The sequence below is a fragment of the Pantoea sp. S62 genome (assembly GCF_016658625.1).
Lineage (GTDB): Bacteria > Pseudomonadota > Gammaproteobacteria > Enterobacterales > Enterobacteriaceae > Pantoea > Pantoea vagans.
Window position 1 is genome coordinate 474,141 of the sequence record NZ_JACVVI010000003.1, and the last position, 17,745, is coordinate 491,885.

The following is a 17,745-nucleotide window of genomic DNA, read 5'->3' on the forward strand; positions in this document are numbered from 1 at the left end:
GCAAAAATGGCGGCCATTATAATGGAAAAAGCCAGACAGGATAAGCAGATCAGCGCCAAAGCGCCGATTTCCTGTGTGCATTTGCCCCTCAGCCCGACCATAGCGGATAATGCAATCTCTTAACCTGCAGCCAGGAGCGCGCGTGACACTTCGTATTGGCCTGCCCCAATGGCAGCATTCACACTGGAAACGCTGGGGTATCGAAAGCCTGGCGGACTATGCCCGCTACTTCCACTGCGTAGAGGGAAATACCACCCTCTACGCGCTGCCGAATGCGGAAACGGTGATGCGCTGGCGCGACATGACCCACGATGCATTTCGCTTCTGCTTTAAATTTCCCAATACCATCAGCCATCAGGCGGCGTTGCAGCACAGCGACGACCTGCTGACCGATTTTCTGCGCCTGATGGAACCGCTGGCCGACCGCATCGGTCAGTACTGGCTGCAGCTGCCCGCCAGCTTCTCCCCGGCACAGCTCAACGACCTGTGGCGTTTTCTGGACAGTCTGCCGCGCCGCTTTCACTACGGCGTCGAAGTGCGTCATCCGGCTTTCTTCGCCAAGGGCGAGGCGGAACGGTCACTCAATCGGGGCCTGCTTGAGCGCGGCATCAATCGTGTAATGCTCGACAGCCGTCCGGTTCACGCCTCCACCTCGCAAAGCCCGGCAGCGCTGGTCGCGCGTTCGCAGAAGCCGAAAGTGCCGCCGCATGCCCTGCGAACCGGCTCCCAGCCGATGGTGCGCTTTATCGGCAGCGACAGCGTGGACGAGAGCGTGCCGCTGTTTCAGATCTGGCGTCCCAAGCTCGTGGAATGGCAGCAACAGGGCGACGCCATGCTGTTTCTGCACACCCCCGATATGGGCCAGGTTTTTCCGCTGGTGCAGGCACTGTGGCCGCAGTTGCAGGAGATCGATCCGGCTATTGGCAATGGACCGGACTGGCCGCAACAGACGTCACTGTTTTGATTGCGTTACAGGACAGCGGGCTGCACGCCCGTTAGAATAGAACCATTATGGACAGTCGCTGGAGTGGCTATGGTTAGCGCGTTATATGTGGTGATAGGGGCATTGCTGGTAATGAAATTCACGCTGGACGTGGTGCGTTACCGCCGGTTCTACCGGGTGGCGTATGGCGATGGCGGCTATCACGACCTGAAAATGGCGATCCGCATTCATGGCAATGCCATTGAAACCATTCCGCTGGCGCTGTTTCTGCTGGTGATGATGGAGATGAACGGCGCCGATATCTGGATGGTGCATCTCACCGGCCTGCTGTTCTTTATCAGCCGCCTGCTGCATGCATGGGGATTGCGCAGCAGCGCCATGGCAGGCCGTAAATATGGCATGCTCCTGACGCTGTTTTCCCTGTGCGGCATGGTGATTTTCAACCTGATCTACATGCCGTGGGAACTGGTCCTGACGCTCCATTAAGCCAGCCTGGGTTAAGGGGTGCAGCCCGCCCCACTTTCTGCGAGAATAGCGCCCTTTCCGTCGTCTCTTCGGATTTTCGATATGTCTGACCGCGATCAACTCTTCTCAGCGCCCATTGCAAAACTGGGCGACTGGACTTTTGACGAGCGTGTAGCTGAAGTCTTTCCTGACATGATTCAGCGCTCGGTGCCGGGCTACTCCAACATCATTTCGATGATTGGCATGCTGGCAGAACGTTTTGTTACCCCGGACAGCAGGGTCTATGACCTGGGCTGCTCGCTGGGCGCGGCCACCCTCTCGGTGCGCCGCAATATTCATGTGCCAGGTTGCCAGATCATCGCGGTGGATAACTCCCCGGCGATGGTGGAGCGCTGCCGCCGACATCTTGATGCGTTTCGCGCTGACACGCCGGTCACGGTGCTGGAAGCGGATATCCGCGACATTGAGATTGAAGACGCCTCGCTGGTGGTGCTCAACTTCACGCTGCAGTTTCTGGAGCCGCCTGCACGCCTGGCGCTGCTGGAAAAGATCTGGCAGGGACTTAAACCGGGCGGCGCGCTGGTGCTGTCGGAGAAGTTCAGCTTTGAAGACGCCGAGGTCGGTGAGCTGTTATTCAACATGCATCACGACTTCAAACGCGCCAACGGCTATAGCGAACTGGAAATCAGCCAGAAACGCAGCATGCTGGAAAATGTGATGCTGACTGACAGCGTCGAAGCGCATAAAGCCCGCCTGAAACAGGCCGGTTTCTCGCACGCCGAACTCTGGTTCCAGTGCTTTAACTTTGGATCTCTGGTGGCGTTGAAATGATCGACTTTGGCCGTTTTTATCAGCAAATTGCAGTGGGCCCGCTGGCGAAGTGGCTGGAAGTATTACCGGCGCAAATCAGTGAGTGGCAGCGCGAAAACCTGCACGGTCACTTTCGTGACTGGTACAAGTCGCTGGAGTATCTGCCGCTGCTGGAGCCGCAAAAGCTCGACCTGCTGCACAGCGTCACCGCCGACCGCGATGACATCAGCGACCGCCATCGTCAGGGGATTGAGAAACTACTGCGTAACCTGATGCCGTGGCGCAAAGGGCCCTACTTCCTCTACGGCACCCACATCAACACTGAATGGCGATCTGACTGGAAGTGGGAACGCGTGCTGCCGCACATCTCCCCGCTGGCGGGCCGGACGGTGCTGGATGTGGGCTGTGGCAGCGGTTACCACATGTGGCGGATGATTGGCGCGGGCGCACATCTGGTTGTCGGCATCGATCCAATGCAGCTGTTCCTGGTGCAGTTCGAAGCAGTGCGTAAGTTGCTGAATGACGATCGCCGGGCGCATATGCTGCCGCTGGGCATTGAGCAGCTGCCCGCGTTACAGGCGTTTGATACCGTATTTTCGATGGGTGTGCTCTATCACCGTCGTTCCCCGCTGGATCACCTGTTACAGCTGAAAAATCAGCTGGTGAGCGGAGGCGAACTGGTGCTGGAAACGCTGGTGATTGAGGGCGATGTTAATCAGGTGCTGGTGCCCGGTGAGCGTTATGCGCAGATGCGCAATGTCTTCTTTATCCCGTCAGCGGAAGCGCTGAAAAGCTGGCTGGAAAAAAGCGGCTTTGTGGATGTGCGGATTGTCGATTTTGCGCTGACCACCATTGAAGAGCAGCGCCGCACCGACTGGATGACCAGCGAATCCCTCGCTGAGTTCCTCGACCCCGACGATCCCAGCAAAACGGTTGAAGGCTATCCGGCTCCCCTGCGTGCCGTGCTGGTCGCCACTAAACCCTAATGCCCTAGCGGCGAGACAACGCCAGTTTCGCCGCAAATCCAATAAACACGCAGCCGGTCAGGCGATCCATCCCCTTCAGCACCTTCGGTTTTCGCAGATGTCCGGAGAAATAGTGGCTGCCGCCAATCAGGACCGCATTCCAGATCAGCCCCAGCAGCATGTGTGCCAGCGCCATTAGCGTGCACCAGAGCGCCACCGACGCCCCCGCCGGAATGAACTGTGGCAGAAAAGTGACGTAAAACACGCCAATTTTCGGATTCAGCAGATTTCCCATTAATCCCCGACTGAAGCAGGCCAGATAGCCCTGCTGATGTGCAGGCTGTTCAGCTGTCTCTACGGATTGCTGACGCGGCTTAAGCAGCAGCTTTATGCCCAGATAGAGCAGCCAGCCGGCACCGATCCACTTCAGCAGGTTATAGGCGATCTCAGAGGCCATCAGCAGCGCGCCCAGTCCCAGCCCAACTGCGATACCCCAGAGCAGACAACCCAGCGTCACGCCAAGGGCTGTCGCCCAGGCGCGCTGCCAGCCCTGCGCAATGGCGGTTCGCAGCACCAGCGCGGTATCAAATCCAGGTGTGAGTGTCAGAATGGTTATCGCAAACAGAAATGAAAAGAGCGTGGCGCTCATGATGATTCTCCGTTATCCCTCAGCAGGGGGTGTTCAGGCAGCTTAACAGCCCATGACGCGGTCATGTGCGGGATCGCCTGCCACGCTGAGCGGATTGTGCCAGGCTGGATCGGGTCGAACCATTCATATTAAGGAGATGTGATTATGAGTAAATTTATTTTTTCATCACCCCGTAAATATGTGCAGGGCGCCGGTGTGCTGGATGAGCTGGGCACGTACCTGACTGAGCTGGGCGATCAGGCTTTTCTGGTGGCAGATGAGGTCGTCTGGAAACTGATTGGCGAACGCACCCAACAGACGCTGCAGTCCGCCGGGGTGAAATTCAGCTGGCAGCAGTTTAACGGCGAGGCCTCCAGTAATGAGATCACCCGCCTCAGTGCGCTGGCGAAGAGTCAGGGCTGTAATGTGGTGGTCGGGCTGGGCGGCGGCAAAACGCTGGACACGGTTAAGGCGGTGGCGGACGAACTTAAACAGCCGGTAGCTATTGTGCCGACCATTGCCTCCACCGATGCTCCCTGTAGCGCGCTGTCGGTGATCTACTCTGACAGCGGCGTATTTGAGAGCTATCGTTTCTACAGCAAAAATCCCGATCTGGTGCTGGTGGATACCGCAGTCTGCGCCAGTGCGCCTGCACGGCTCTTTGCCTCCGGCATTGCCGATGGCCTGGCCACCTGGGTTGAAGCGCAGGCAGTGGCCCGGTCCCATGCTAAATCCATGGTCAGCGGCGATCCGACTCTTGCCGGACTGGCGATTGCCCGCGCCTGTGAAGAAACATTGCTTAAGTGGGGGTACAGCGCCTATATCGCCGTTACCGAAAAACGGGTCACGCCCGCCGTGGAAGCCGTGGTTGAGGCGAACACGCTGCTTTCGGGGCTGGGCTTTGAAAATGGCGGGCTGGCAGCCGCCCACGCTATTCATAATGGTTTTACCGCCATCGATGGCGATATCCACCATCTGACCCACGGCGAGAAAGTCGCCTATGGCACACTGACGCAGATGGTGCTGGAGCAGCGGCCGGATGAGGAAATTGCGCGCTATATCCGTTTCTATCGCAGCATCAATATGCCGACCACGCTGCGTGAAATGCATCTGGAAAATGAAAGCTGGGAAAATCTGGTGAAAGTCGGGGCACTGGCGAACAGTGAGGGTGATACGCTGAAAAACCTTAATCCTCATCTGTCACCTGAGGATATTGCCAACGCCCTGCTGGGGCTGGATGCCTTTAGTCAGACGGTGAAATAAGCCGCCAACAGGCGATCATTCGATCGCCTGTTACTCTTCTGCCGCAGGCTGGTCCCAGTACTCATATTTGTAGGCGGAGCTGAGATGGCGCTCGATGGTGCCACGCGTGAAGATTTCGGTTTCATGCAGATAGCTCAGGGTACAGTTGCCGACCTCATCCCAGGACTGGCACTCATCAACCGAGCGGATGGTGCTCAGCGGTGTGGTCGCCGTGCCGTTGAGCCGCACTTCGCGCCATTGGGGGTCGTAGGTGTATTCGTCAGTTCCCCGGGCGGAAGTGGTGCGCGTCACCAGACCCTTTGGATTCCAGTGGTAGTGGAACTCGCCGTTAGTCAGCGGATCGCTGCCACGTGCCACACTCTTCTCAAGCTGGCGCTTCCGATCGTAGCGATAGGTGGTGTCGGTAAAGCCGGTTTTACCCATGCTGGTAAACCTGTCGGAGGCGCTGGTAATATTGCCATGCTGGCCTTTCTGCCAGTTAATCGTTCCCTGCCGGTTATCAACAACGACTTCTTTGCCCTCTTTCAGCACTTTGACCAGATATGCATATTCCGCCACCCAGCCGCCCTGTACCCTGGCAATGTGTTGCTCCATGCTGAGGATCACGTTGCGTTCACTTTTGTCGTAGCTGACGTCAGCTACAGTGAGATTGCCACAGGCGTCAAACTGACCCAGCACCCGCTTTTGCGAATTTACATCTTTGCCAAACTCACCTGCAATCACCTGCTTCACTGCGCCTTTCGCATTGCCGCCCAGCAAAATCAGGGTGTTGCTGTTGACCACGGCGGCGTTGTCAGCGCGGCATGCGCTGGCCGCAGCGTTGCCGCTGCACAGCACGGTCAGTATCAGGCTTAAAGTGAGAATCTGATTGCGTTTCATAGGGTAAATTCCAGGCGACGTTGCTTTCAGTGTAAACGCTGCGGGGATGAACAGCGGAAATCCGGGACGATTTAACTCAACCTCTCATGACAGACATCGGCTCTGGCAGCGTAACGGATAACGTGCAGATTGTGTTGCGGCTTTTGATAAAAGTCCTGGATGACAATTAAAAACGCCTGTACGTGAAGGCAGACAGCCGGCAACAGGAAGCAGACGCGGCGCATAGCCGTTCATCCGCTGGCGATAAAAAACCCGCCTGAGCGGGTTTATAACGTTTTCCTACGGCGATCCTCTCGCCAGATCCGGGTTATTTATTCACTCACTACATCCTGCAAAACGGCCTGTCCGCGATCCTGCGTGAATACCTGCCATTCCACCTGACTGGCATTCAGGGTGAAAATGGCCGTTGCCAGCGTATTCTCTTCGTCGGGATCCTGCGGAGAGAGCCGGTAGATGGGCAATATCGCATCATGCTGATCAGACAGAATGGCTTTTGCAGCATCACCATCAAATGCTGGCTCTTCTTTCAGCCACACATCCAGACGCTGCTGACGTGAAGCAGAGCTGTCGGTGATCACCTGCTCTGTTGCAGTAAGTTGCGGATGGATAAGATGGTTAGCATGCGCAAAGAGGCCGGACAGTTGCGTGACAGAACAACCTGTACCGGTAGCTTCAACGCTGAACAGTCGGCTATCGCCCCGCTGCCCCAGCGTATGATGAAAAGCGCCTGCGCGCAGCGAGGTCGTCAGTAGCGCAATCGCCTCATCGAGCGTGTCTGCATTCAGCGCTGCACGCGCCAGAATCTGGCGCGGCAGCCCAGCCGGGCGATGCACGGCACGAATGTTATTCACCGTGTTCACCACCCCACGGTCATTGACGGCAAACGTATGGCCGCAAATCGAACCCGGATAGGCAAAGCTGGTGAACCCAATGCCCTGATCCGGCAGCACACGAACCACTGCGCAGTCACCCCGCAGCTGCGGAAAACCATCTTCATTGTGCGCAATGACCAACGCCCCATCGCGGCGTTGCCCGGCCACCGTGGTGCAGCCATCTGATGTAGAACGCACCAGATCGCCCCGGCAGTTCCATGCAAATACGTCATCGATGGGTGCCTGCAAACCGCTGGCCAGCCCTTCCAGCTCAAGCCAGATTTCCGGGAAGTCAGCCTGAACCTGCGCGCGCATGCGCTGAGTCTGTTCGGTGTGTTTCATGGCCGTGACCGTTTGCCACAGCGCGATGTGCGTCAGTTTCTGATGCCACGCTTCACGACCAAACTCGCCGAGCTGCTGACCGATTTCAAACGCCGAACCACTGATTGCAATTTTTTTCATTGTGCTGTCATTCACTTCTTTCAGGAGACGTGTTGCAGGAATTCTTTAAGGCGCGGATTCGTGCTGTCGTTAAGCAGCTTATCAGGTGAGCCATCTTCAGCAATGGTCCCGCCATCAATAAAGATGAGTCTTGAGGCCACATCCCGGGCAAAACCAATCTCGTGAGTCACAATCACCATCGTCATGCCCTCTTCGGCGAGCGAGCGCATCACTTTCAGCACCTCGTGGCGCAGTTCGGGATCCAGCGCAGAGGTGGGTTCATCAAACAGCATCATTTTGGGTTTTACCGCCAGCGCGCGCGCAATCGCCACACGCTGCTGCTGTCCACCCGAGAGTTCTGCGGGGTAATGACTGGCACGTTCACGCAGGCCGACCCTGTCCAGCAAGGCCAGCGCCTGTTCGCGGGCCGAGGCTTTGCTCTGCCTGCGCACGCGAAAAGGGCCGAACATCACATTTTCCAGCGCGGTCAGGTGAGGAAACAGGTGAAACTGCTGGAACACCATACCCGCCTCGCGGCGGATATCGCATTCATTCGCATGCGGATCGGTGATGTGCTTGCCCGCCACCAGCAGCGTTCCGGAAGAGATGTCTTCCAGCTTGTTAATACAGCGCAGCAGCGTTGATTTTCCCGACCCCGACGGCCCGATGATCACTACCACTTCGCCCGCCTCTATCTTCAGATTGATATCGTGCAGGACCTGCGTCGCGCCAAAATTTTTCGACACCGCGCTAAATTCAACCATGCTCATAGAATGTGGATCCTTTTTTCCAGTTGCTTCAGCAGGAAACTCAGGCAGAGCGTCACCAGCAGATAAATCATCGCGACGGCGGTCCAGACCTCCAGTGCACGGAAATTACCGGCAATGATTTCCTGTCCCTGACGGGTTAGCTCCGCGACACCGATAACAATAAATAGCGATGTATCTTTAATACTGATGATCCACTGGTTGCCCAGTGCGGGGATCATACGCCGCAGTGCCAGCGGCATAATCACATGCCACAGGGTGCTGCGCTGCGATAATCCCATGGCAAGACTCGCCTCTTTAAATCCTTTATTGATAGAGAGGATTGCACCGCGCGTAATCTCGGCGATATAGGCGCCGGAATTAATCACAATGGTCACAATCGCCGCCGTAATGGGATCAATGCGAATCGGAATAACCATCGGCAGGGCAAAGTAGATAAACATGACCTGTACCATAATTGGCGTGCCGCGAATTAACTCAACGAAAATCAGCGACAGCGTTTTAGTTATTCGCCCACCTAATGCGCGACAGGTTCCGGCCAGCAGACCGATCACGAAACCGCCCAGCAAACCCGATAATGAAATAATCAGCGTCAGTTGCAAACCCTGCAATAATAACGGCAGGGATTCCCAGATATATTTACTGTCAAAATTCATAGTTCGATCCATTAAGGCGAAATGAGGTCGGACTGTGCCGACCTGGCTGAATTATTTCGGCTGTTTCGCAAACCACTTCACATAGATTTTGTCGTAGGTGCCATCCGCACGCAGTGCCTGCAATGCAGCGTTAACTTTCGGCGTCAGGCTGCTGTTCTTTTGCATCGCGAACCCGTACTGCTGCGGCAGAATGCTGTCTGTCTCACCCGTGGATTTCACTTTGCCATTACCCGCCGTTTTCACGTAATAGAGTACGTTCGGCGAATCATGCACCACCGCGTCAAGATTACCCGCCTGCAAATCGAGATAAGCGTTATCGATATTAGGAAATTCAACATAGTCGGCTTTATATTTGCTCTTCATAAAGCTGGCCGCCGCGGTGCCCTGTTTCAGGCCCACTTTCTTACCGGCTAAATCGCTGAATTTTTTGATCGCGGTATCACTGCTTTTTACCGCCATCAGTAAATCCGCATTGTAATAGCCGTCACTGAAATCAACGACCTGTTTCCGCGCATCGGTAATCGTAATGCCGGCCATCGCAACATCCAGATTACGGGACTGCAGCCCTGGAATTAAGCCACCAAAATCCATCGGGCGTAATTCATAGCTGACGTTCATCTTTTTAGCGATAGCATTCCATAAGTCAATATCGAAGCCCACATACTTATCGCCCTGTTTAAATTCAAAGGGCACAAATGCGGTATCCACACCTACCATCAGTTTATCCTGAGCAGTAGCAATAAAACTGGCTGAGCAGGCAACTAATACCAATGAGACTTTTAATTTAGAGAATAATCCAGACATATCTAACCCCCGGCGTCGGTGAAATAGCGTACAGTGAATATCATCCGGCGAGGTTATCGCCGGAATGACTGAACAGAATTTATTTGAAATGCAGGGCGTGTCAGGCTGCGCCCGGATTAAACGATGACTTATTCAGGAATAATATGATCCTGCGTATCGGGTACCGGCGTCTGTGCGCCGTTCATGATCATTGAGAGAAAACTGTAATAGCCGTTAATGCCAATCAGATCCACCACGCCCTTCTCGCCCCACAAATCGATAGCCTGCTGCCAGGTAGCGTCGCTGACTTTCTGCTGCTGGTGCAGCTGCTGGCAGAAGTGGTAAATCACCCACTCATCGGGTTCCAGGTCTTCCGGCGGGCGCTTTTCATTTATCGCCTGCACGGCGGCCGCAGAAATGCCCTTCTCGCGCGCTATCGGCGCATGGATTGCCCATTCTACCGGCTGGGACCAGTGACGGGCGGTCATCAGAATGGCCAGCTCTGATAAACGCTGTCCCAGCGCACTGCGATACCGGAGATATTCCCCCATGCGCTGAGCGTGCGCCATCAGCTCAGGGCTGCGTAACAATGGCTCAAAGGGTGGCAGCAGCGCGCCGCGTGGCCCGTTAATGATCTCTTCTGCGAGCGGACGCTGCTGATCGTCCCATTCGTGATGCGCCAGCGGCGGCAGACGGTTAATCATAAGCTGGCCGTCTCTTCACGAATCACCTGCTCCAGCGTTTCCACCACAAAATCAAGCTGCGCTGTCGTGATGATAAAGGGTGGCGCAATCAGAATGTGATCGCCATATTGCCCGTCAATCGTTCCGCCCATGGGATAGACCATCAGACCACGCGCCATACAATTAGCTTTAATTCTGGCGTGCAGTTTCAGCGCCGGATCGAACGGCGTTTTGCTGGCTTTATCACGAACCAGTTCAACCCCGGCGAACAGACCGCGCCCGCGGGTGTCACCGACCTGTGGCAACTCGCCCAGCCGATCGCGCAGCGCACGTTGCAGGTAATCCCCCTGTTGTTTCACGACCGCTAATAAATTGTCGCGCTCAATGACCTGCTGCACTGCCAGAGCGGCCGATGCCGCCGTGGCGTGGCAGATATAGGTATGACCATGCTGGAACAGTCCGCTGCCCGCCTGCAGAGCGGAGACAATTTTTTCGCTCGCCAGTACCGCACCGATTGGCTGGTAGCCACCCCCCAGCCCTTTGGCGATGGTCACCAGGTCTGGCACCACCTCATCCTGCTCAAACGCGTAAAGCGTTCCGGTACGTCCCATGCCACACATCACTTCATCCGCGATATAGAGCAGGCCGTACTTATCACACAGGGCGCGCACGCCTTTGAAGTAACCCGGTGTAGGCGGTGTTGCGCCGGTGGTCGCGCCCACGACTGTCTCTGCGCAAAAACCGATGATCGTCTCCGGGCCAGCATCAATAATCGCCTGCTCCAGCTCATCCAGCAGGCGCTGCGTGTATTGCTGCTGAGTTTCATCAGCACGGCGGTCGCGATATTCATTACAGGCAGAAACCCGGATCACGTCGATTAAAAGCGGGGCAAACTGGCGACGACGCCATTCGTTGCCCCCCACCGCCAGCGCACCCAGCGTATTACCGTGGTAACTCTGCTGGCGGGCAATGAACCGCGTGCGGGACGGCTGACCGATTTCAACGAAATATTGCCGGGCCAGCTTCAGCGCCGTTTCTACGGCTTCGGAACCACCCGAAACGAAATAGGCATAATTGAGATCGCCAGGCGCATGGCGGGTCAGATGTTCCGCGAGTTGTTCAACCGTGTCGCTGGTAAAAAAACCGGTATGTGCATAGGCGAGCTGGTCGATCTGACGATGCATCGCAGCCAATACGTCAGGATGCGCGTGGCCTAAACAGGAAACCGCAGCGCCTCCGCAGGCATCCAGATACTGTTTTCCCTGTGCATCAAAGATGTACGCGCCTTGTGCGCCGTTTGCCACGGCGGGCGTGCTGCGCAGACTGCGGTGAATGATATGGCTCATGCTGGGTCCTGCTCCTGAATACGCTGCGATAACTCAGCGCATCTTGCCGGATCCATTTGGATCACGTCAACGCAATAATGATACATATGTATTCTATTTTCTTATGACGGATACAAATGAATCTTCTCTCAGGGTTTGCCAGGCACCACATAGGCACCTGAATCAATCAGGTAGCGTTCGGCATTTTCGATTTTGCTGACCGCCTCGCGGCCATGGCGTGCCACCAGCATCGCCAGCAGACACTCCGCCAGCCCCATACCGGAAACCACAGAAGGAAAGAACGAGGGACTCTCTACCGAGAAGAGCAGCGTACAGTCGGCGGCCTGCGCCAGAGGGGAAACCGGCGAATCCGTAATGGCGACGATTTTCGCGCCTGCCTGCCGGGCAGCCTGTAACACCGCCAGCGATTCGCGTGAATAAGGGGCAAAACTGGTCAGCAGAATCGCGTCCTGCGCCGTCAGTTCGCGGGTAAAGACTTCGATATTACTCGCCAGGCCATCAATCAATGAAACCTGGCGGTTAAATAATCGATAGATATAAAACAGCGACCAGGCGATGGGAAAGCTGGCACGAAATCCACAGATATAGACGTTTTCCGCCGCATCCAGCAGGGTAACCGCCTGATCCATCTTCTGATGATTCTCATGTTGCGTCGCCGCAAGGTTAGCCTGATGCGCCTGAAAGACCTCTTCATAAAGCTGAGGTTGTGTCGGTTTTGCGATCAGCTTTTCAGCTTTGGATACGTAGGTATCATCGCGCAGACCCATATCATCGATAAAAGCGTCTTTAAGTTCACCCCAGCCCTCATAGCCCAGGCGCTGTGCCAGGCGCAGTAGCGTGGCAGGCTTCACGCCTGCTTCTGTGGCAAAAGCACGCATGGATTGCACCACAAGCTGATTCGTATTCTGGAGTGAGAACTCGGCAGCGCGTTGTAACTCAGGCGACAACGCACTGAACTGGCTGACAATATTTTCCCTGGGATTCATGGCGGCACTTCATCGGCTGGCAGATGCAGGCATCTAATCACATTTAGGATCCAGACTCCACTGTCGGAGATTCACGCCCGGCGACAGGCCGCGCTGCCAGCAGAAGCCGCGTTTATGTCATGAAAGAGATTGGTAACCTCGGGAGAGGTGGCGGAGAAAGGGAATCGGGAAGCAGCAGGTTTTACACAAAAAGAACCCCAGCAAGCATACTGGGGTTTGGTACTTGCAAACACCACGTCAATGATCGGCGTGCTGCGCGGCAAAATCTGTTGTGGTTCAGGCAACCCGAACGGTGCTCATCTGCATCACGCTTTTCATCGCCTCAACCACATCGCCGTCTACACAGTAACGGCTGAACTCGTCGGTTTCGGCTTCTGAACACATGGAGACACCCGCTTTGCGGTAGCGCATCGGTGACGCCATCAGGCGGCTGGCCGAGCTGTGGACTTCATCAATCCCCATGTCGAGAAACTTTTGCAGGTTGCTGAGACGCACGCCCGCACCCGCCATAATGATAGGACCGGTACTGGTCTCATTTAGTTCCCGAAGTAATGCAATTCCGTTTTCAGCGCTCTGCTGCTGACCGGATGTCAGAATGCGCGCCACCCCCAAATCCGTTAACGCTTCCAGTGCGCGCTTAGGGCTGTGACAGAGATCGAAGGCACGATGGAAGGTCACTGCCAGACCGTCACACAGCGCCATAATCTGTCGCATCTGGCCCTGATGAATATGGGCGTCCTCATCCAGCATCCCAATCACAAGACCGGGAAAACCGAGTTCACGGATTAACGCCACATCCGATTTCATCGCCTCGAATTCACGTGCGGTATAACAAAAATCGCCACCCCGTGGCCGGACAATAGGATGAACCGGAATCGAAACCTCGCGCCGGGCGGCATTCAGCATCCCCGCCGACGGCGTCAGGCCGCCTTCACGCGGTGCGGCACAAAGTTCAACCCGATCAGCGCCCGCCTGTTGTGCGGTCACGGCGCAATCCACGCCATAGCAGCAAATTTCCAGTGTGGTCATTCTCTTCTCCTTTACATGACTCTGGTTCAAGGCAGATTCATCAGTTAGTCTGGCTGCTGGAATGAGTTTACCGGGAAAGTTAACTATGGCATTCAATTTCGACCAACGGATAGACCGTCGTCACAGCGATAGCCTTAAATGGAACAAATATGCGGACCAGGACATTCTGCCGTTGTGGGTGGCAGATACGGATTTCCGATCGCCTGACTGCATCATCGAGGCAATTAAGACCCGCGCCGCGCATGGGATTTTTGGTTATGGCGATACGCCGGTTGAGTTTATTGACAGTGCGATAGCGTGGCTCGCCTCACGCTATCAGTGGCACGTTAATCCGGAGTGGATTGTAGTTTTGCCGGGCGTGGTTTGCGGACTGAATCTCGCCGTGCGTGCGTTTACCGCACCGGACGAGCTGACGATTGCCCCCACGCCAATCTATCCGCCGTTTCGCGGTTCGGCAAAACTGGCAGAACGGGGTCAGCTCAGTCTGCCGCTGATGCTGCAACAGGGGCGCTGGGTAGTGGATATGGATGCGGCTGAAGATCAGCTCACCGGCAAAGAACGACTGTTAATGCTGTGCAATCCGCAGAATCCGGGCGGCACCGTTTATCGCCGCGACGAACTGCAGGCACAGCTGGAATTTGCGCAGAAGCACGATCTGATTGTCTGTTCCGACGAGATCCACAGCGATCTGCTGCTGGAACCGGGCGCTGAACACATTCCGTTTGCGTCGCTGAGTGAAGATGCCGCCCAGCGCAGCGTCACGCTGATGTCACCCTCCAAGAGCTTTAATATTGCCGGTCTGGGTGCGTCCATTGCCATTATTCCTAATGCCGAACTGCGTTCGCGCTTTAACCGGATGCGACGCGGGATTGTGCCGGATGTGGATATTCTGGCGCTCACTGCGGCAGCAGCGGCATGGCGCGAAGGTGAACCCTGGCTGCAGGCGCAGAATACCTACCTGCGCAGTAACCGTGACTGGCTGGTATCACAGGTCAATAAAATGACCGGCCTGTCCGTCGCCGTGCCGGAAGCGACCTACCTGGCCTGGATCGACGCCAGTGCGCTGGGTGTGGCCAGCCCTGCACTCTATTTTGAGAAGCACGGACTGGGTTTATCGGCCGGTCGTGAGTTTGGCAATGACCAGTTTGTCCGGCTCAATTTCGGCTGCACTCGTGCGCTGCTGGATGAGGCCGTTGCGCGCCTGAAGCGCGCAGTAGCCGCCCGTATCTAGTTCTGCTCGCTGGCGACAATCTCTTCCAGTCGCCATGGATGAAACTTGATTGTCGTCTGCCCGTCCGTTACCGCCAGGGTCGGATTGGGCAGACGCTCATTCTCGCCCTTTGGTGAGCTGGTTTTAAATGAAATACCCGGCTGCGTCAGCGCGTCATCGGAGAGCAATGCCATCGCACGCATGCCCAGCGTCTGATGATCGCCGCGCAACACCACCTCAATATGCTCCCAGCCTTCATGGCGGTAACGCTTTTCACCCGGCCATGGCAGCTCAACCACATCAACCTGCCTGCCCGCTACCAGCAACGGATCATGTAGTTTAAACAGGCAAATCTGTCGTCCGTTGATCATCGCTGCCGAAAACTGCGTGCCAATCTGCTGCAGGCCTTGCTGCCAGCGCATCGCCGTCGTGTCCTGATGACAACGCACCGCAATATGGTCCACAACCAGATCGTTAAGGCGCAAACCCAGTCTCTGCGCAAAAATTTGCAACGATTCTTCAAAACGTCCCAAATCTGTCTTTAAATCATCCAATTCTGACGGAAAAGATCGCTCAGCCACCGGGATTCCTCTCTGTTTGTTTAGCATTTGTAATTAGTCGGGTTTATTGTGCGCCGCGTGTCCGGCGTCACAAAATGGTAAGATTCATCTTATTTGGACCGGAATTTACCGCAAAACCGTATAATAACATCTTTCATTTCGGATTTATCTCCTGTTTAGGACCATGAGTTCCTTGATGAAAGTAGTCTAATTTATTGATTTAAATCAACTTCTTTAATACAATAAGATAACTCTTATTTGAAGTACAAACAATTGCAGCCTCCCCCGCCTTCCTATAAATTTGACCTAACACAACCAAAAGGAATGGCTCTATGTCTATGCTCATCGTTGTCGCTGTCCTGATCGCACTGATGGGGTTTGCAATTTCCCGCCATTGGAAGGTGCGCGAAGATAAAAGCGTAAAGAACCCACGCCGTCATCTGCGACGTCGTTAACGCCTCCGGGAAACATCTTCTTCAGCTCTGTTTCCCCGCTTCATCCAACTGCTGACGCCCACCCACATTTCACGTATACTTTTCCCCTCATTTTTTTCCGTTTTGTCTGCCCCATCCGTTTCTGCCAATTCGTTACGCGATGCGCACAGGCAAGATGATGACAGCCCGGCTTTTTGGTGCGGGCGTTGTTCAGCACATGAAGGTAACTCGGTGAATATTCAGGCACTTCTTTCCGCAAAAGTCAGTCAGGCAATGGTTTTAGCCGGCGCACCCACCGATTGCGAACCGCAGGTTCGCCAGTCTGCCCGGGTTCAGTTTGGAGACTATCAGGCCAACGGCATTATGGCCGTGGCGAAAAAGCTGGGACAGGCACCGCGACAATTAGCGGAAGCGGTGATTCAGCACCTCGACCTGACCGGCATCGCCAGCAAAGTTGAAATTGCCGGACCGGGTTTCATCAATATCTTCCTCGACCACAACTGGCTGGCAAAGCATGCCCGCGAAGCACTGAGTCTGCCGCGTCTTGGTGTGCAACTGGCCGAACCCCAGACCATTGTGGTCGACTACTCTGCGCCCAACGTTGCGAAAGAGATGCACGTAGGTCACATCCGCTCCACCATCATTGGTGATGCGGCGGTGCGAACGCTGGAGTTTCTGGGCCACAAGGTGATCCGGGCGAACCACGTTGGCGACTGGGGTACGCAGTTCGGCATGCTGATTGCGTTTCTGGAAAAACAGCAGAATGAAAATCACGCTGAGATGGCGCTGGCCGATCTCGAAGGCTTCTACCGTGAAGCCAAGCGCACCTACGATGAAGATCCTGAGTTTGCCGAGCGCGCGCGCGGTTACGTGGTGAAATTACAGGGCGGCGATGAGTACTGCCGCCAGATGTGGAAGAAGCTGGTCGACATCACCATGAGTCAGAACCAGAAAATCTATGACCGTATGAACGTTACGCTGACGCGCAATGACGTGATGGGTGAAAGCCTTTATAACGATATGCTGCCTGGCATTGTTGCCGATCTGAAACAGAAAGGTCTGGCTGTTGAAAGCGAAGGCGCAACCGTGGTGTACCTGGATGAATTCCAGAACAAAGAAGGTGAGCCGATGGGCGTAATCATCCAGAAAAAGGATGGCGGCTACCTCTATACCACGACTGACATCGCCTGTGCGAAATACCGTTACGAAACGCTGAAAGCCGATCGTGTGCTCTATTACATCGACTCCCGTCAGCATCAGCATCTGGTTCAGGCGTGGACTATCGTGCGTAAAGCGGGTTATGTGCCGGAGTCTGTGCCGCTGGAGCACCATGCGTTTGGCATGATGCTGGGCAAAGATGGCCGTCCGTTTAAAACCCGCAGCGGCGGCACTATCAAGCTCTCCGATCTGCTGGATGAAGCCTGGCAGCGTGCCTACACGCTGGTGCGTGAGAAGAACCCGGAAATGAGCGAAGCGGAAGTCAAAGCGCTGGCGGAAGTGATGGGCATCAGCGCGGTAAAATACGCTGACCTGTCAAAAAGCCGCACCACCGACTACATCTTTGACTGGGACAACATGCTGGCGTTTGAAGGCAACACGGCGCCTTACATGCAGTACGCCTACACCCGCGTGCTCTCCGTATTCCGCAAGGCAGGCATTGATGCCGATTCGCTGGATGCAGAGATCGTGATTAGCGAAGAGCGCGAAGCACAGCTGGCAACCCGTCTGCTTCAGTTCGAAGAAGTTATCACGCAGGTGGCGCGCGACGGTACGCCACACGTGATGTGTGCTTATCTCTACGATCTGGCAGGCCTGTTCTCTGGCTTCTACGAGCACTGCCCGATTCTCAGCGCAGAATCAGACGCGACGCGTCTGAGCCGACTGCAGTTGGCCGCGCTGACCGCGAAGACGCTGAAGCAGGGTCTGGATACGCTGGGTATCGACACCGTCGAGCGCATGTAATCGCCGGAACGGAGAGGGAATTCCCTCTCCGTTGCTGACTTCACACGTTTCCCCTACACTCCC

General features: G+C 55.5%; 19 protein-coding genes. 8 read left to right on the forward strand and 11 right to left on the reverse strand.

Annotated elements, in window-relative coordinates; translation table 11 throughout:
• The first annotated feature begins 142 nt into the window (after positions 1 to 142).
• The 4 genes from IBT54_RS07455 (at position 143) to cmoB (ending at position 3,204) form a co-directional block, all read left to right on the forward strand.
• Complete coding sequence (locus tag IBT54_RS07455) at positions 143 to 964, forward strand: DUF72 domain-containing protein (protein ID WP_013358178.1); 822 nt, start codon at positions 143 to 145, stop codon at positions 962 to 964.
• A gap of 69 nt (positions 965 to 1,033) precedes the next feature.
• Positions 1,034 to 1,429, forward strand: a complete 396-nt coding sequence (locus IBT54_RS07460) for an MAPEG family protein (RefSeq protein WP_013358179.1) — start codon at positions 1,034 to 1,036, stop codon at positions 1,427 to 1,429.
• 81 nt (positions 1,430 to 1,510) lie between these two features.
• The gene (cmoA, locus tag IBT54_RS07465) at positions 1,511 to 2,239 is read left to right on the forward strand and encodes a carboxy-S-adenosyl-L-methionine synthase CmoA (protein WP_033732927.1); all 729 of its coding nucleotides are present in this window, start codon (positions 1,511 to 1,513) and stop codon (positions 2,237 to 2,239) included.
• Positions 2,236 to 3,204 carry a tRNA 5-methoxyuridine(34)/uridine 5-oxyacetic acid(34) synthase CmoB gene (gene cmoB, locus IBT54_RS07470; protein WP_195857970.1) on the forward strand — a complete coding sequence of 323 codons (969 nt, stop codon included), beginning with the start codon at positions 2,236 to 2,238 and terminating at the stop codon, positions 3,202 to 3,204. The genes cmoA and cmoB overlap by 4 nt, the downstream gene beginning before the upstream one ends.
• 4 nt (positions 3,205 to 3,208) lie before the next feature.
• Here cmoB and IBT54_RS07475 read toward each other — a convergent pair whose 3' ends face one another.
• The gene (locus tag IBT54_RS07475; protein WP_013358182.1) at positions 3,209 to 3,832 is read right to left on the reverse strand and encodes a LysE family translocator; all 624 of its coding nucleotides are present in this window, start codon (positions 3,830 to 3,832) and stop codon (positions 3,209 to 3,211) included.
• Between the two features lie 144 nt (positions 3,833 to 3,976).
• On the opposite strand from IBT54_RS07475, the gene IBT54_RS07480 reads away from it, so the two are divergent.
• On the forward strand, positions 3,977 to 5,074 hold the full coding sequence (locus IBT54_RS07480) for a glycerol dehydrogenase (protein ID WP_201251931.1): 1,098 nt from the start codon (positions 3,977 to 3,979) through the stop codon (positions 5,072 to 5,074).
• A gap of 30 nt (positions 5,075 to 5,104) precedes the next feature.
• Here IBT54_RS07480 and IBT54_RS07485 read toward each other — a convergent pair whose 3' ends face one another.
• The 9 genes from IBT54_RS07485 to cutC form a co-directional block, all read right to left on the reverse strand.
• Complete coding sequence (locus tag IBT54_RS07485; RefSeq protein WP_201251932.1) at positions 5,105 to 5,953, reverse strand: hypothetical protein; 849 nt, start codon at positions 5,951 to 5,953, stop codon at positions 5,105 to 5,107.
• Between the two features lie 311 nt (positions 5,954 to 6,264).
• The gene (locus IBT54_RS07490) at positions 6,265 to 7,287 is read right to left on the reverse strand and encodes a C45 family peptidase (RefSeq protein ID WP_201251933.1); all 1,023 of its coding nucleotides are present in this window, start codon (positions 7,285 to 7,287) and stop codon (positions 6,265 to 6,267) included.
• Between the two features lie 20 nt (positions 7,288 to 7,307).
• Positions 7,308 to 8,030 carry a glutamine ABC transporter ATP-binding protein GlnQ gene (glnQ, locus tag IBT54_RS07495; protein WP_201251954.1) on the reverse strand — a complete coding sequence of 241 codons (723 nt, stop codon included), beginning with the start codon at positions 8,028 to 8,030 and terminating at the stop codon, positions 7,308 to 7,310.
• A 2-nt stretch (positions 8,031 to 8,032) separates the two neighbouring features.
• Positions 8,033 to 8,689 (reverse strand): glutamine ABC transporter permease GlnP, encoded by a 657-nt coding sequence (gene glnP / locus IBT54_RS07500; protein WP_033732934.1) that lies wholly within the window; start codon positions 8,687 to 8,689, stop codon positions 8,033 to 8,035.
• Between the two features lie 51 nt (positions 8,690 to 8,740).
• Complete coding sequence (gene glnH / locus IBT54_RS07505) at positions 8,741 to 9,493, reverse strand: glutamine ABC transporter substrate-binding protein GlnH (protein ID WP_013358188.1); 753 nt, start codon at positions 9,491 to 9,493, stop codon at positions 8,741 to 8,743.
• A 128-nt stretch (positions 9,494 to 9,621) separates the two neighbouring features.
• The gene (locus tag IBT54_RS07510; protein ID WP_187668478.1) at positions 9,622 to 10,176 is read right to left on the reverse strand and encodes a carboxymuconolactone decarboxylase family protein; all 555 of its coding nucleotides are present in this window, start codon (positions 10,174 to 10,176) and stop codon (positions 9,622 to 9,624) included.
• Positions 10,173 to 11,501, reverse strand: coding sequence for an aspartate aminotransferase family protein (locus IBT54_RS07515; protein ID WP_201251934.1), 1,329 nt, complete (start codon positions 11,499 to 11,501; stop codon positions 10,173 to 10,175). The genes IBT54_RS07510 and IBT54_RS07515 overlap by 4 nt, the downstream gene beginning before the upstream one ends.
• A gap of 128 nt (positions 11,502 to 11,629) precedes the next feature.
• Complete coding sequence (locus IBT54_RS07520; RefSeq protein ID WP_013358191.1) at positions 11,630 to 12,487, reverse strand: MurR/RpiR family transcriptional regulator; 858 nt, start codon at positions 12,485 to 12,487, stop codon at positions 11,630 to 11,632.
• Positions 12,488 to 12,763: 276 nt separating this feature from the next.
• Entirely contained in the window at positions 12,764 to 13,516 is a 753-nt protein-coding gene (gene cutC, locus IBT54_RS07525) for a copper homeostasis protein CutC (RefSeq protein WP_033732938.1), read from the reverse strand.
• Between the two features lie 85 nt (positions 13,517 to 13,601).
• Here cutC and IBT54_RS07530 point away from each other — a divergent pair, with 85 nt between their 5' ends.
• Positions 13,602 to 14,747 carry a MalY/PatB family protein gene (locus tag IBT54_RS07530; protein ID WP_147789044.1) on the forward strand — a complete coding sequence of 382 codons (1,146 nt, stop codon included), beginning with the start codon at positions 13,602 to 13,604 and terminating at the stop codon, positions 14,745 to 14,747.
• Here the strand turns inward: IBT54_RS07530 and IBT54_RS07535 are convergent.
• Positions 14,744 to 15,334, reverse strand: a complete 591-nt coding sequence (locus IBT54_RS07535; protein ID WP_201251935.1) for a VOC family protein — start codon at positions 15,332 to 15,334, stop codon at positions 14,744 to 14,746. The two genes, IBT54_RS07530 and IBT54_RS07535, sit on opposite strands and share 4 nt — an antisense overlap.
• A gap of 284 nt (positions 15,335 to 15,618) precedes the next feature.
• Here IBT54_RS07535 and IBT54_RS25355 point away from each other — a divergent pair, with 284 nt between their 5' ends.
• Both IBT54_RS25355 and argS read left to right on the forward strand, forming a co-directional pair.
• Positions 15,619 to 15,741, forward strand: a complete 123-nt coding sequence (locus tag IBT54_RS25355) for a hypothetical protein (protein ID WP_009089698.1) — start codon at positions 15,619 to 15,621, stop codon at positions 15,739 to 15,741.
• A gap of 210 nt (positions 15,742 to 15,951) precedes the next feature.
• A complete protein-coding gene (gene argS, locus IBT54_RS07540) occupies positions 15,952 to 17,682 on the forward strand; it encodes an arginine--tRNA ligase (protein WP_013358217.1) in 1,731 nt (576 codons plus the stop codon).
• The last annotated feature ends 63 nt before the right edge of the window (positions 17,683 to 17,745 follow it).